Source organism: Leptolyngbya sp. FACHB-1624 (genome assembly GCF_047649235.1).
Taxonomy (GTDB): domain Bacteria; phylum Cyanobacteriota; class Cyanobacteriia; order Leptolyngbyales; family Leptolyngbyaceae; genus Leptolyngbya; species Leptolyngbya boryana.
On record NZ_CP180258.1, the window covers coordinates 4,414,312 to 4,428,247 of the forward strand.

Annotated in this window: 12 protein-coding genes; 7 read left to right on the forward strand and 5 right to left on the reverse strand. The window is 47.8% G+C overall.

The annotated features are described in order from the left end of the window. Window positions 1–75 precede the first annotated feature (75 nt). From fbp to ACMUEV_RS20915, 5 genes are all read left to right on the forward strand, one after another. Window positions 76–1,137 (forward strand): class 1 fructose-bisphosphatase, encoded by a 1,062-nt coding sequence (gene fbp, locus ACMUEV_RS20895; protein ID WP_017287301.1) that lies wholly within the window; start codon window positions 76–78, stop codon window positions 1,135–1,137. Window positions 1,138–1,148: 11 nt separating this feature from the next. Next, window positions 1,149–2,297, forward strand: coding sequence for a transaldolase (gene tal / locus ACMUEV_RS20900; protein ID WP_190651607.1), 1,149 nt, complete (start codon window positions 1,149–1,151; stop codon window positions 2,295–2,297). A 192-nt stretch (window positions 2,298–2,489) separates the two neighbouring features. Further along, a complete protein-coding gene (zwf, locus tag ACMUEV_RS20905; RefSeq protein ID WP_017287303.1) occupies window positions 2,490–4,019 on the forward strand; it encodes a glucose-6-phosphate dehydrogenase in 1,530 nt (509 codons plus the stop codon). 155 nt (window positions 4,020–4,174) lie between these two features. Beyond that, window positions 4,175–5,536, forward strand: coding sequence for a glucose-6-phosphate dehydrogenase assembly protein OpcA (gene opcA / locus ACMUEV_RS20910; protein WP_017287304.1), 1,362 nt, complete (start codon window positions 4,175–4,177; stop codon window positions 5,534–5,536). Between the two features lie 256 nt (window positions 5,537–5,792). Then, entirely contained in the window at window positions 5,793–7,427 is a 1,635-nt protein-coding gene (locus tag ACMUEV_RS20915) for a mechanosensitive ion channel family protein (protein WP_051077786.1), read from the forward strand. 24 nt (window positions 7,428–7,451) lie between these two features. On the opposite strand, the gene ACMUEV_RS20920 is transcribed toward ACMUEV_RS20915, so the two are convergent. From ACMUEV_RS20920 to ACMUEV_RS20940, 5 genes are all read right to left on the reverse strand, one after another. Beyond that, window positions 7,452–8,360, reverse strand: coding sequence for a succinate--CoA ligase subunit alpha (locus ACMUEV_RS20920; RefSeq protein ID WP_017287306.1), 909 nt, complete (start codon window positions 8,358–8,360; stop codon window positions 7,452–7,454). Window positions 8,361–8,733: 373 nt separating this feature from the next. After that, window positions 8,734–10,017 carry a succinate--CoA ligase subunit beta gene (locus ACMUEV_RS20925; protein WP_242044454.1) on the reverse strand — a complete coding sequence of 428 codons (1,284 nt, stop codon included), beginning with the start codon at window positions 10,015–10,017 and terminating at the stop codon, window positions 8,734–8,736. Further along, window positions 9,927–10,835 (reverse strand): SDR family NAD(P)-dependent oxidoreductase, encoded by a 909-nt coding sequence (locus ACMUEV_RS20930; RefSeq protein WP_017287308.1) that lies wholly within the window; start codon window positions 10,833–10,835, stop codon window positions 9,927–9,929. Before ACMUEV_RS20930 ends, ACMUEV_RS20925 begins: the two co-directional genes overlap by 91 nt. Before the next feature lie 75 nt (window positions 10,836–10,910). Next, window positions 10,911–12,245 (reverse strand): sensor histidine kinase, encoded by a 1,335-nt coding sequence (locus ACMUEV_RS20935; RefSeq protein WP_190651609.1) that lies wholly within the window; start codon window positions 12,243–12,245, stop codon window positions 10,911–10,913. 6 nt (window positions 12,246–12,251) lie between these two features. Further along, window positions 12,252–12,803, reverse strand: coding sequence for a heme NO-binding domain-containing protein (locus tag ACMUEV_RS20940; RefSeq protein WP_190651611.1), 552 nt, complete (start codon window positions 12,801–12,803; stop codon window positions 12,252–12,254). A gap of 173 nt (window positions 12,804–12,976) precedes the next feature. On the opposite strand from ACMUEV_RS20940, the gene ACMUEV_RS20945 reads away from it, so the two are divergent. Then, window positions 12,977–13,591: a sigma-70 family RNA polymerase sigma factor gene (locus ACMUEV_RS20945; protein ID WP_415354676.1), complete on the forward strand. Its 615-nt coding sequence runs from the start codon at window positions 12,977–12,979 to the stop codon at window positions 13,589–13,591. Next, window positions 13,588–13,926 carry a hypothetical protein gene (locus ACMUEV_RS20950; protein ID WP_190651614.1) on the forward strand — a complete coding sequence of 113 codons (339 nt, stop codon included), beginning with the start codon at window positions 13,588–13,590 and terminating at the stop codon, window positions 13,924–13,926. Before ACMUEV_RS20945 ends, ACMUEV_RS20950 begins: the two co-directional genes overlap by 4 nt. Window positions 13,927–13,936: the final 10 nt, after the last annotated feature.

Sequence of the window (13,936 nt, forward strand, 5' to 3'; positions counted from 1 at the left end):
AAGTATCCGCACAGTCGCCTTTACTAATTTAGAGACGTGTGAAATAAAAACCCTGATCTCAGGGAGGAAACTGGAATGGTCGATGCTCAACCTCTGCTCGATCGCGATTTGACCCTCGATCGAGACTGCACTACTCTCTCTCGTCATGTTCTGGAACAACTGCAAAGTTTTTCAGCCGATGCTCAGGATTTGAGTGCGATCATGTCGCGAATTGCGCTTGCTGGAAAACTCATCGCTCGTCGCCTCAGTCGCGCCGGGTTGATGGAAGGCGTTTTAGGATTTACGGGCAGTACAAATATTCAAGGCGAGTCTGTCAAGAAAATGGATCTCTATGCCAATGAGGTCTTTATCTCTGTGTTTAAGCAGAGTGGGCTAGTCTGTCGCCTGGCTTCAGAAGAGATGGACGAACCCTATTACATTCCAGAGAACTGCCCTTTGGGTCGATATACGTTGCTATATGACCCGATCGATGGCTCCTCGAATGTCGATATCAATATCAATGTTGGCTCTATTTTTGCGATTCGACAGCAAGAAGGAGACGACGCAGACGGAACAGCACAGGATTTGTTAAGTCACGGTCGCAAACAGATCGCCGCAGGCTACATTCTGTACGGCCCGAGCACGATGCTGGTTTATTCGATCGGCAAAGGGGTGCATTCCTTCGTGCTTGACCCAAGTTTGGGAGAGTTTATCTTAGCGGATGAAAATATCCGAATTCCTGAACATGGCGCAATCTACAGCGTCAATGAAGGGAATTTCTGGCAGTGGGAAGAGTCCTACCGGGATTTTATTCGCTACGTGCATCGGCATGAAGGCTATACCGCACGCTATGGCGGCGCGTTGATTGGTGATTTTCACCGCATTTTGTATCAAGGTGGTGTATTCCTTTATCCCGGTACAGTCAAAAAGCCAGAAGGCAAGCTGCGATTGCTTTACGAAGCTTCGCCGTTAGCATTTTTGGCAGAACAAGCAGGTGGGCGGGCAAGCACTGGAACCCAGGAAATTCTAGATGTTGTTCCTGATAAGTTACACGACAGGGTTCCATTGATCATTGGAAGCACCGAAGATGTTGCGCTGGTTGAATCCTTTGTTCAAGAGCGCATCCGAGAAAAGACAATTTTAGGTTCGTACAAATAGGAGCAGACCCCATGGTAACGGTAAACCACATTCTCGAAATCAAAGATTACGGTCAAAGTATCTGGATGGATAACTTGGCGCGCGATCTGATTCAATCCGGCGAACTTAAGCGCATGATTGAAGAGCGTGGATTACGCGGACTAACCTCGAATCCAGCGATTTTCGAGAAAGCGATTAAAGGAAACAAAATTTACGATGCGGATATCGAAGCAGGGATTCGTGCGGGTAAGCCGTTGCTCGAACTCTATGAGTCGCTGATTTTTGATGACATTCGCAATGCCTGTGACATCTTTCTGCCTGTGTATGAAGAGTCCGGCGGTTTGGATGGCTATGTGAGTATCGAAGTTCCGCCCAATATTGCCAACGATACCGAGAAGACGATTCAAGAAGCGCGTCGATACTACAAAGAAATTGGTCGTCCCAATGTGATGATCAAGATTCCTGGTACGTCAGCCGGATTGCCTGCGGTGGAAGCGGTGATTGCAGATGGGATCAATGTCAACGTGACGCTATTGTTCTCGGTTCAAAGCTATGTCAACACGGCTTGGGCATACATTCGAGGCTTAGAAAAACGCGTTGAAAAAGGCGAAGACATCAGCAAAATTGCTTCAGTTGCTAGTTTCTTCTTAAGCCGGATTGATAGTAGTATCGATGCTCAAATCGATGAAAAATTAGCAAAAGGTGTAGATACTGCTGAACAAGAAGCGAAGCTACGTGCTGTGAAGGGAAAAATTGCGATCGCGAACGCCAAAATTGCTTACCAAGAGTACAAGACGATCATTAATGATCCCCGTTGGCTCGCTCTGAAAGAAAAAGGTGCGAATGTTCAACGCCTGCTCTGGGCAAGTACCGGAACGAAGAATCCAGAGTACAGCGATGTGATGTACGTCGATGAACTGGTTGGTCCGGATACCGTAAATACGTTGCCGCCAGCCACGATCGAAGCCTGTGCAGATCATTGTGACGTGGCTTCTCGTATCGATACTGGCGTTGAAGAAGCTTACAACTTGATTGAAAGCTTGAACGATCCCGATATCAATATCAATCTTGCCGGAGTGATGACGGAGCTTTTAGAAGATGGCATTGCGAAGTTTGTGCAGCCGTTTGAATCGTTGATGGCTTCGCTGCAAGAAAAGGTCGATCGACTAGCTGCGGTCTAAGCTTAGTCTTGGATAACGCCCCCAATCCATAGAAATCGCGGCGGACAGACAAAACCGCACAGATGGTCTATCCCATCTCCATAACTGTAAGTGTTCTTATCTGTTCGTCGCGACTTCAACTAACAGGCTCTCAGCTACTCTCTTCATTAGCTCTGCACTCCGAAATTCACTCCCCTGATTTCCCCTCCCAATATGGTTACTCTCTTACAGAATCCTCTGCGCGTTGGACTTCAACAGCAACGAATGCCCGAACCGAACATCATTGTGTTCTTCGGTGCCTCCGGCGATTTGACGAAACGCAAACTTGTTCCGGCTCTCTATCACCTCAAGCGAGAGCGGAGACTGCCTCCAGAATTAACGATCGTCGGGGTTGCCCGTCGGGAATGGAGCGATGATTACTTCCGCGAACAAATGCGAGAAGGCGTTGAAGAATTCTCCGATGGCGTTGGCTCCGATGCGCTGTGGCAAGACTTCGCGCAAGGACTGTTCTACTGTCCCGGTGACATTGATAACCCAGACAGCTATCAAAAACTCAAACAACGTCTGGAAGAAATCGACAAAATTCGAGGCACAAGAGGCAATCGAGTCTTTTACCTCTCGGTTGCACCGAAATTCTTCCCGGAAGCCATTCAGCAACTCGGTAAAGCTGGAATGCTCAAAGACGCGCAGAAAACACGCCTCGTGATTGAAAAACCCTTTGGGCGGGATCTCAGTTCGGCGCAAGCGCTCAACCGCGTGGTGAATGAAGTCTGTCAAGAACATCAGGTTTATCGGATCGATCACTATCTCGGCAAAGAAACGGTTCAAAACTTATTAGTCTTCAGATTTGGCAATGCGATCTTTGAGCCGTTGTGGAATCGCCAATTTATCGATCACGTTCAAATTACCGTTGCTGAAACTGTGGGCGTTGAAGATCGAGCGGGTTATTACGAATCTTCTGGCGCTCTGCGAGACATGGTGCAGAACCATTTGATGCAGCTCTTCTGTCTGACAGCAATGGAGCCACCGAACTCACTCGATGCCGATAGCATTCGGACTGAGAAAGTGAAAGTGATTCAAGCGACTCACCTCGCGGATGTGGCTCGCTTAGAACACTCCGCTGTGCGGGGACAGTATTCTTCAGGCTGGATGAAAGGCAAGCAGGTGCCAGGATATCGAGAAGAACCGGGAGTCGATCCGAATTCGCTCGTTCCGACGTATGTCGCGATGAAATTCATGGTCGATAACTGGCGATGGCAAGGGGTTCCTTTCTATCTCCGCACTGGAAAACGCCTACCGAAGAAAGTCAGCGAAATCGCCATTCAGTTCCGGGATGTTCCCTATTTGATCTTTCAGTCGGCAGCGAAGCAGGCAAATGCGAATGTTCTCGTCATGCGGCTGCAACCGAATGAAGGAATTGGCATGCGGTTTGAAGTCAAAATGCCGGGTGCGGATCTGAGAACGCGATCGGTAGAAATGGACTTCAGCTATGGGTCTTCGTTCGGCGTAACCGGAGGAGAAGCCTACGATCGCTTACTGCTCGACTGCATGATGGGCGATCAAACGCTGTTCACTCGTTCTGACGAAGTAGAAGCCGCGTGGCGCGTTGTCACCCCTGCTCTAACCGCTTGGGAAGCCCGCACTGATCCGAGCCTGATGCCTCAGTATGAAGCTGGAACCTGGGAACCTTCTGAAGCTGAGCAGTTGATTAACCGTGATGGTCGTCGTTGGCGAAGACTCTAGAGAAATTGGAGTTTAGAGATTGGATGAGCGATCGAACTGCCCAGACTCTAAACTCCAGATTCTTCAGAAGCTTGCCTGAGGTTGGATAGCTGATCGCTTGACTCAGCCTCCAAACTCTAAACTCCAAACTCCAAACTCTAAAACTCCGCAGTGTTATGGCTCCTAAATCTGCTCCACTCGTTTCACTCCAAGCTCCTAAGGATGTCTCGCTCAATGAGATCGAACAAGAGCTAAATCAAATTTGGCAAGGGTATCGAGAAGTTGGTGGTGATAATTCAGGTATGGTTGCCACCCGGGCTACAACGTTTACCTTAGTCGTTTATGAACCAGAAGAAACCCAGCGATTGTTGGCGATGATGGGCTTTTATACTGGTCCCGTGGACGGGATTGACGGTCCGAGAACCGAAGCTGCCATTCGGGTTGCACAGGCAGCTTATGGGCTGGAAGTGAACGGATATTCCAGTCCTGAACTGTTAGCGAAGCTGCGCGAGGACCTAGCCAAGCGAAAGGGAGAAATTCCGACTCAGAACTCAGAAGCCCCTCGCTATGTATCAGATGCAGCAGGCTCTGGAATTGCCGATGTCGTTGCGAGCCAAAATCCTTGTCGAATTATTTCGCTGTTTCCTTTTGCGGGAGAAGATGAAGGCGTTTCGGCTCAGGTTTCGGCTTACTGTCCAATCAATAAAGCCAATCAGGCGGCTCTCGTCTGTTGTGAGTATGTTTCGTTGAAAGGAACAGAAGCCGCTTTGAATCGAGCCAGTGACTTAGCAACTTCTTTACTGATTAGCGAATTGCCCCGGATTGTTTGGTGGAAGGGCGCACCGCATCTTGATCAACCGCTCTTTCAACGGTTGTCGAAGCTTTCCAATCAGATTATTTTTGATTCCAGTCGGTTTGCTGCGGATGCTGAAGCAGAACTCTTAAAGCTTGCGAACTTACGTGAAGAGGGTGTGTTTGTCACTGACCTCAATTGGCGACGGTTAGCTGCTTGGCAGGAACTTGCAGCAGAAGCATTTGATGCTCCGGAGCGGCGGGATGCAATTTGGGAAGTCGATCAAGTTGTCATTGATTACGAAAAAGGCAATTCTGCACAAGCATTGATGTATCTCGGTTGGTTAGCCAGTCGTTTGGAGTGGGAGCCGGTCTCGCGCGAAAAAGAAAATGACATTTATGATTTGCAGCGCGTCTTCTTTATGGCGGCGAACGGGCGCAAAATTGAGGCGGAACTTGCGGGGATTCCGACCGCAGACGTGGGAGAAGTGAAAGGCGATATGGTGAGCTTGAAACTGTCTTCGACGAATTTGCGCGCGGATTGCTGCACAGTGTTGTGTTCTCAGACGACTGGATGTATGCGAATGGAAGCAGGAGGGGGCGCCCAGGCGTGCCGGATCAATCAAGTGACCCCACTGAATGATCAGAAGGCTGAAACGTTGTTGAGTGAACAGCTTCAGCGGGTCGGGCAGGATGTGCTGTACGAGGAAAGTATGGCTGTGACTGCAAAAATCATTCAGTTGTAACCGTTCAGTTGTCACCAAAGTCGTCAACGAATGCCTGATCTTCGAGTTTTCGGAGATCTTTTTTTGTCAGAAGTTCTATCGCGGTGGAGAATCGATCGCGCACTCAGTTTGGTTATCTTGGTCGATCGAGACTAAATTTCAACTGGATCTAGTCAGGGGATCAAACTCTGTCAATCCAATGCTGTATTTAAAAATAGGAGGCTTAAGGTTGCGTCGTTTCGGCTTTCTTTTCGGTTTTGCTCTGAGCCTAATCCTAGTGCTCAGTCCAACGACTTTGGCACAAACCCCAATTCTGCCAACTCCTAAAATTGCCCTTCCCCAAATCAATAGCACCGATATTGTCACGACCGGGATTCAACTTGACGGACGGGAACTCTTCACGATCGCGCTGCCTGCGACGGCTCAGCCGAATCAACCGAACCAAAGAAGCGCGATCGCAGTGCGTCGCCAAAGTATTGAAGCCACCTTGCAACGATTCGCAAATCAACGGAACGCCCCTGACCTTCAAGTTAATTCCACACTAGACGCAAATAGCAACCTGCCGATCATTTCCATCAATCAACGGTATTTGATGACCGTGACAACATTGGATGCCCAACTTCAGGGACAAGAACCGACTCCTTATGCAGAAGAACTCACTCGGATCATTCGCACCGCTTTACTCGAAGCGGAACGAGAACGACAGCCTGAAGTGATCACGCAACAAACGGGAAAAGCGATCGCGACTCTGGGTGGCATGTTTGCACTCAGTTGGCTCGTTTCCCGCTTGCAAAAATATTTGCGCAAGCGACAAAGGCTGCTTGAAGACGAAACGCCCTCCCCGGCTGACATTCTGCCGAACACACCAGAAACAGCGAGTCCTCGCACTCAACTCACTGTCAAACAACAGATGAAAAGTAGGCGGGAGCGAACCTTGCAAGATATGCAACGGAGATCGCTGCAACTGATGCAGATCGGAATCTGGATGGCTGGCATCTATTTCATTTTGGGACTCTTTCCAGATTCGCGTCCCCTCCAACCGCTCGTCCTTTCAACACCGTTAAAGGTACTTGGAATTATTGTTGCGACTTATTTGGTAATTCGATTGAGTGATCTGATCGTCGATCGCATCTTCGGAGCACTTGATATTTCTGAATCAACGCCAGATGCCTCTCAACGGGTGGCACTGAGAGTTTCAACGTTTTCGGGCGTTGCAAAAGGTATCCTCAGCTTAATGTGGATTAGCATTGGCATTGTGATTATTCTATCGATTATCGGAATTCAAATTCTGCCATTGCTCGCGGGTGCAGGAATTATTGGGATTGGTATCTCTTTAGCGTCTCAGAATTTGATCAAAGATATGATCAATGGATTTCTCATTTTATTTGAAGATCAATATGCAGTAGGCGATATTATTCAAGTCGATGATGTCAGTGGATTAGTCGAATTTATTAGTCTCAGAATTACTCAGATTCGTAGTGCAGATGGACGATTAATCACGATTCCCAATAGTTCGATCGCGATCGTCGAAAATCTCTCGAAAGATTGGTCAAGAGTCGATTTGTCGATTGTCATTTCATACGATGCAGATGTCGATCGCGCAATTCAGCTGATCGAAAAAGTTGGCAGAGATCTCAGCGCAGATCCCGACTGGCATACCAAAATTCTCGAAGCCCCTCAAGTATTAGGCGTTGAGGATTTTAGCAATGCAGGGATTACCTTACGAACTTGGATTAAAACCCAACCTTTACAACCAGCCGTGGTCGGGCGAGAATTCCGGCGGCGAGTCAAACAAGCCTTGGACGCAGCGGGGATCTCGATCGGAATTCCCCAACAGGTATTCTCGGTTCGAGAAGCATTCCAAGATGATCCATTTGATTCCCCGAATCGATCCAACCCAGAAAAGCAATAGAAATGGGTCTGCGAAGTTCGGGCTTTAGATTGCTTTTTTCACAGAGGTTTTCAGGATCCGGTTGACCAACTCAGGAATTTCTGAAGGTCTTTCCGCCACTGGAATGCCTGCCCGCTTAAATGCCGCCACCTTACTTTCAGCCGTGCCTAAATCTGGTCCTAGATCCGCTGCCTGCGAATCAATAATCGCGCCAGCATGTCCCATCCGGCGATTGCGGGGTGCACTCCGACCCGCAACATAGGCAACGACAGGCTTATCGATCGCTTCTGCAATATAGTGCGCTGCCACTTCCTCACAATCTCCGCCAATTTCCCCAACCAGTACAATCACATCGGTCTGAGGATCTTCATCCAAAATCTGCAACCACTGCGGAAACGTCGAACCCATAATCGTATCGCCGCCAATACTCACCGCGATCGATTGCCCTAAGCCCGCTTGTGACAACACCCAAGCTACCTCATAAGTTAGGGTTCCATTTCGACTCACCAGTCCGACTGACCCAGGTCGATAAAAGTCTGGAGGATGAATCCCGAGGAGCATTTGCCCTGGAACAATCACACCCGGACTATTAGGTCCCACAATGAGCGTATCGGTTGCCTCAGCTTTACGGATCAGATGTACCATATCTAAAGGAGGAATCCCTTGGCTAATCAGAATAATCTGACGAATTCCAACCGCGATCGCTTCTAAGGCAGCGTCTAAGGCAGCATAGGGGGGCGAAAAAATTACCGTTGTATCGATCGATCCCAGTTTCGGGATCGCCTGCTCCAGCATGTCAAATACCGGAATTCCAGCCAGCGAACGACCTCCTTTGCCAGGGCTAACCCCTGCGACAATCTGAGTTCCGTACTTCTGCATCAAAGGAGTATAAATTTCTCCCAATGGTTCCAGAATGCCTTGCACAATCACTTTGCTGGCTGGCGTAAATATCATAAGAAATAGATGATCGCTGGTAGACTAAAAATCATTCCGCTGAATGGCGCGCGAAACTGTTCAAAATGAGCTTTTCGCTAGAACTATAGACGGTTGACTTTGGCGATACAATCCGTTTAGGTTCAGCATTCTATGACACAAGTATTCGTATTTCTAATATCACTACGGAATTGCAATCGGCTCGAAGCATTCTCGTAGATCCCGTTATGATAACGCTATTCCAAGGATCAAGTCATCCCTAGAATTATAGTTGTGTGAGTTAAGGCACAGTTGCCTAGATTTGCCAAACTCCAAAAAAGAAACGATTTGGTCAAGCAAAAAATCCGTAAAAACACTCGAATTATATTTTGGTTAAAACAAGGTTAATACCGTCTTAACCTTCGCGCCGCTTTGTGAAAGCAATCAGTTGCTCGATCGCGCTATCGAGATCGTCTAGAACCAGGGCAGGAGTGCTTGCTAGGATTTCTTTTGCTTCATTCATGTTGGTGCCCAACAGCCGAATCACCAGCTTAGGAACTGGCACGCCTCGGCTAATCCGGAGATTATCTTTATGTGCCCCAATCGCGATCGGAGGCGCAGGCGGACGCTGGAGAAATTTTGAGATCGTTGAAGCAATACGATCGCTCGGAACCGTTCCACCGACGAGGTTCACTAAAATGACTTTGACTTGCTTGTTCTGCGACAGCATTTTCAAGCCTTGGTCAACCCGGTCACAGAGCGTTTCAGGTTGCCAATCGTGATGGGTTTCGCTGCCAATGTTGAGATAGTGCAGGAGCTTGCCACCCGCTTGACTGACTAAATCCATCGTTGCCATGGTCAACGCTGCCCCATTACAAAGAATGGCAATCTGTCCATCGGCATCGATCGTCGTGAGCGAATCCGGTAAGCGATCGAGCACAAATTTTTGGGGTCGGTTATCCAAAGCAGCAAGCGCTGGATGCCGTCCTAGGGCCGCATCATTCACGCTGACTTTTCCGTCGAGTGCCATGACTTCGCCTGCGGCATTCACGCCCAAGGGATTGATTTCGACTAAATCGAGATCTTTATCAATGAACAGGCGATACATTCGCTCCACCACATCACTGACCAAGTTGATCAAATCGCCACTCAGTCCCATTTTGATCGTTAATCGACGCGCATAGAATGAGGAAAATTCTTGATCGACGACCACATGCTGCATCTCGTCGATCGAGGTCTGAACATCGATCCCGCCTTTCTTCGATCCCAGTAAGACAGGGCGACGAATCGAGCGATTTAACACAACCGCCAGATAAAATTCTTGCTGAGCATCGTATTTCGCTTCAGCCAAGAGAACTTTGGGGTATTCGCCGACGATCGACAAATTGAAAATCGAATGAGCGGCAGCAATGGCATCGATTGTATTACTGACAAAACGAATTCCGCCGACTCGTCCCCGTTCTCCCACGTATACCTGGGATTTCAATACAACGGGGTAAGGAATTTTCAGTGCTTTCAAATCAGTTGGACGCTCAATTCGCTGGGCTGGAAGCACTGGAATTCCAACTTCGCGAAATAGCTCTTTGGCTTGATATTCGAGTAAATTCATTACAGGGAGGGCTGACGTTGACGATTTTTCCACTCTTTGGCGACTCGATCGATGCCGTAAAACTTCTGCCAAAAGCGATCGACGATCCATGTCGGTAACACCTTAGTCATCATAAACAACAGGAATCCACCCGCCGTCGCTGCTACATATCGGGGTTGAGGATATTCTGCCATGATAGCTTTAACGATGACCGCTGCAACTTTGTCAGAACTCCAAGCCTGGCTTTTTGTGAGTTTATCTAGGTTATCTAGATTCTCAAAAGCTGCGCGATATGGTGTATCTTTCCCGTCCGGCATCGTGATATTCACTTCCCGCTCCACCACATCAAAGAATTCTGTACTGACGGGACCGGGTTCAATCACACTAACTCGAATATTAAACGGTTCTAATTCTCGCCGCAAACTATCACTGAGCGATTCTAGAGCGAATTTAGAAGCACTGTACATTCCACAAAATGGAAATGCAATCCGTCCTCCAAGCGAACTGACATTAATAATTTTGCCGCCCCCTTGATCTCGCATCACCGGAATCAGGGCTTGAATTAATGCGATCGCGCCAATCACATTGACTTGGAACTGGCGCTGAGCTGCCTCGATCGGCATCAGTTCGATCGGTCCCATTTGCCCATACCCCGCATTATTGACTAACACATCAACTCTGCCAAATTTCTCGATCGCGGTGTTTGCCAACGCTTTCACTTGATCCGGCTCAGCCATATCTGTTGCAACGGTGAGCACTTCGGCTCCTTTTTTTCGAGCACGATCGGCAACAAGATCAAGCTTGGCTAAGTTCCGCGCCGCTAAAATTAATCGAATGTTGGGAATGCGATCGGCGAGGGCTTGAGCAAGTGCGGCTCCAATTCCCGCAGATGCACCCGTGATCAGAACAACTTGAGGCGACGCAGACATAAGCAAAAAGAATGATTTCTCCTTCTCAATCCTATGCTAAGTCGATAAATTGTAGCGGATCAGTTATTGCGCGGCTTATGAGATCGGCAGAGTGATACAAAATTGAGTCCCCTGTCCGAGTTCTGAAATGCATTGGATCGTGCCTTCATGTCGCTCTGTAATCACCTGATAGCTAATAGAGAGTCCCAGTCCCGTTCCTTGCCCTACAGGTTTTGTTGTAAAAAACGGGTCAAACAGCTTTGCTTGAATTGAAGCTGGGATGCCAGTGCCATTATCTGCAATCACAATCGAGACAGAATGCTCAGACTGCATCTCTGAAGTGATCGTAATGGTAGCTGGATTAGCTTCACACTCTTGTTTTGAGCATTGGGATGCAGCTTCATCCAGGGCATCGATCGCATTCACGAGCAAGTTCATAAAAACCTGGTTCAATTGCCCCGGATAACATTTCAGAGGGGGCAGATTGCCATAATTTTTAATGATTCTAATTTCTGGGCGGTCTATTTTTGACTTGAGGCGGTTTTGCAGAATCAACAGAGTACTATCGATTCCCTCGTGGATATCGGCAATTTTCATGCCATCCTCATCCAAGCGGGAGAAATTCCTCAAGGATTTAACAATTTCTTGAATCCGAATCGTACCGATATCCATCGAAGCTAAAACTTTCGGTAAATCCACACGGAGAAATTCAAGATCAACCGCTTCGCTCAGATCGACGATCGTCGCGTCCGGATGCGGATACGATCGCTCGTAAGCTTGCAGCATATCCAATAAGTCCTGCATATACTTCTCAACGTAATGCAAATTTCCGTGAATAAAGTTGACGGGATTATTAATTTCATGAGCAACGCCTGCCACTAATTGTCCTAGGCTAGACATCTTCTCACTTTGCACCAATTGCATTTGGGTTTGCTGCAATTCCTGGATCGTTTGAGAGAGATCTTGGGTTAACTGGCGGGCTTCGTTGAGTGCTGCATTTTTGGCTTGCATTAAAAACAGAAAATCGATGATCGGATCGTGAATCGCAAAATCCTTAAATTTCAAACCCAATTGGGCTAATTGCTGGGTGTCATTGATCCGAGGAGAACCGAGAAAGAAGATGACATCTTGTTCTTCGACATACACCATTTGCCCTCGAATGTGTAGATCGCTATGCAGGAGTTCCAGCAAAAACAGAGCCTGTGAGTGTTTCTGAATTGCCTCAAAATCGAGTTGTACTCTTGGACGGCTGATTTTGAAGTGATCGCGGAGGGAACTGCCGACCAAGGGTTTTCGACTCATACGTTGCAGCACTTCCCCAGTTTGAATAATCGTTAAACCGCGATCGTAAACAAAGTGAAAGGGAAATGCGGTCGTAAAGAGATGCGGGGGTAGGCTCCAAGCTTCACGGGGCAACTCAGGTGAAGTCATATGTGATTAGTCTTGATGGTATTGAATCACAAACTCATCATGGTCAGCCCCTTCTGCTTTGCTTTGTGTCTGAGTCACTTCTACCTCAGTCTCAAATCGGTTGCCTAAGCCCTTAACCAATCCAACAACCATGGGGGCGAGTCCTTCTCGATGCGTGTGGTATGCCAAAGTCATTGATGCTTCATCTGTCTCAGTGCACTCAAACGAAGGAGGCTGAAGTTTGGGAAAGGCAACGCCAACTCGTGCATGGAGGGTATCGAGATTCTGCAAGAATTCGGGTAAGTTCTCTCCACTCATTGCCATCAATTCTCCGTACCCTTCTTCTGCGGTATACTGTACCCAAAATTCGCCAAATGCCTGCATGATTTCGGCAGAAGAGAGTCCCAAGACCTGGCTGGCTGCTTTCACTAACCGATGAGTCAAGTCATCAGGATATCCTTCCATCGTCAGAAAAACGTCGATCTCAATATCAGCTTTTTGTCGAATTTCGTGCCAAGTTGCCTCACCAAAATGAGCGCAAACCATGTCGCGAATTGCCTTATTCACTAAGCCATACATAAAATATCTTTCCTTAGATGGATGGAAAATTAGTGAATCTAGTATTCCCAGGAGAATAATTGACCCAACAGAGCGAGATTGCGGTTCGGTGAAGTTGGAGTTGACCGATTGAACTCTTTTGAACTTAGTGCAGTCAAAAGAGTATCCTCAATGAATTGAAGGCACATCTTCCAGTGTTAGCGGTAGCAATTTCTTGGATAGGTTCTACATTTCCGGTGCAAGCAAATGATTCTTCCTCAAATTCTGCGGCTCAGGGCGATCGCGAACTGATTCTAGCTGCGATCGAGGGAGATACTCAGAGCTTCCGTCATCTGTATCGTCGCTATCATCCGCGTGTGCGTGCTTTGCTCTACCAACTTTGTGATGTCTACGCCATCGATGATCTGGTTCAAGAAGTGTTTCTGCGAGTCTGGAAAGGCTTGCCTAAATTTCGGCAGTCTTCGCAATTCTCGACGTGGCTTTATCGAATTGTTTGGAATGTTGCATCCGACTATCGGCAATCTGCGGCAAAAGGTCGATCGCGCTTAGAAGTTTTGACTCAACAAGCTTCAAAGCAGCAGGATGCACCGGATCTCATGCAATTACATTACGAAGATATTGTTAGGCGAGGATTACAAGACTTAAGTTTTGACCATCGAACGGTCTTGGTGATGCATGATTTAGAAGGAATGCAGCAAAAAGAAATTGCGGACATTCTACAAATTCCAGTGGGTACAGTTAAGTCTCGATTGTTTCATGCGCGTGGTGCGATGCGTCAATTTCTCGATCGTCAAGGAGTCCAATTATGAAACCTTTTCCTGAAGATGACGAGGATCTGACTCAGTTTCTTCAACGTCATCGGTCGAATCCTCCTCCGCCTGCCCTCGGCTTAGAAGACCAGATTATTCAATCCCTGCCGCGCAGAACTGCGCGATCGCGATCGCTGATTTTTCTAGTAGCTGGAATTGCTGCCTGCCTTTTGGCAACGGTGATCACGCGACCTGGACAAACGCCTTATCCGGTGGCTGATGCCGATGAGATAGAAAGCTTTATGACCAGCAATTGGTCCAGTGTGGTGGAGGGAGCATCGATAAACGATATGCCCGATTATCTTGCCTTGGTTGAACCAAATTTGAATGAATAGGAGTTGAAAT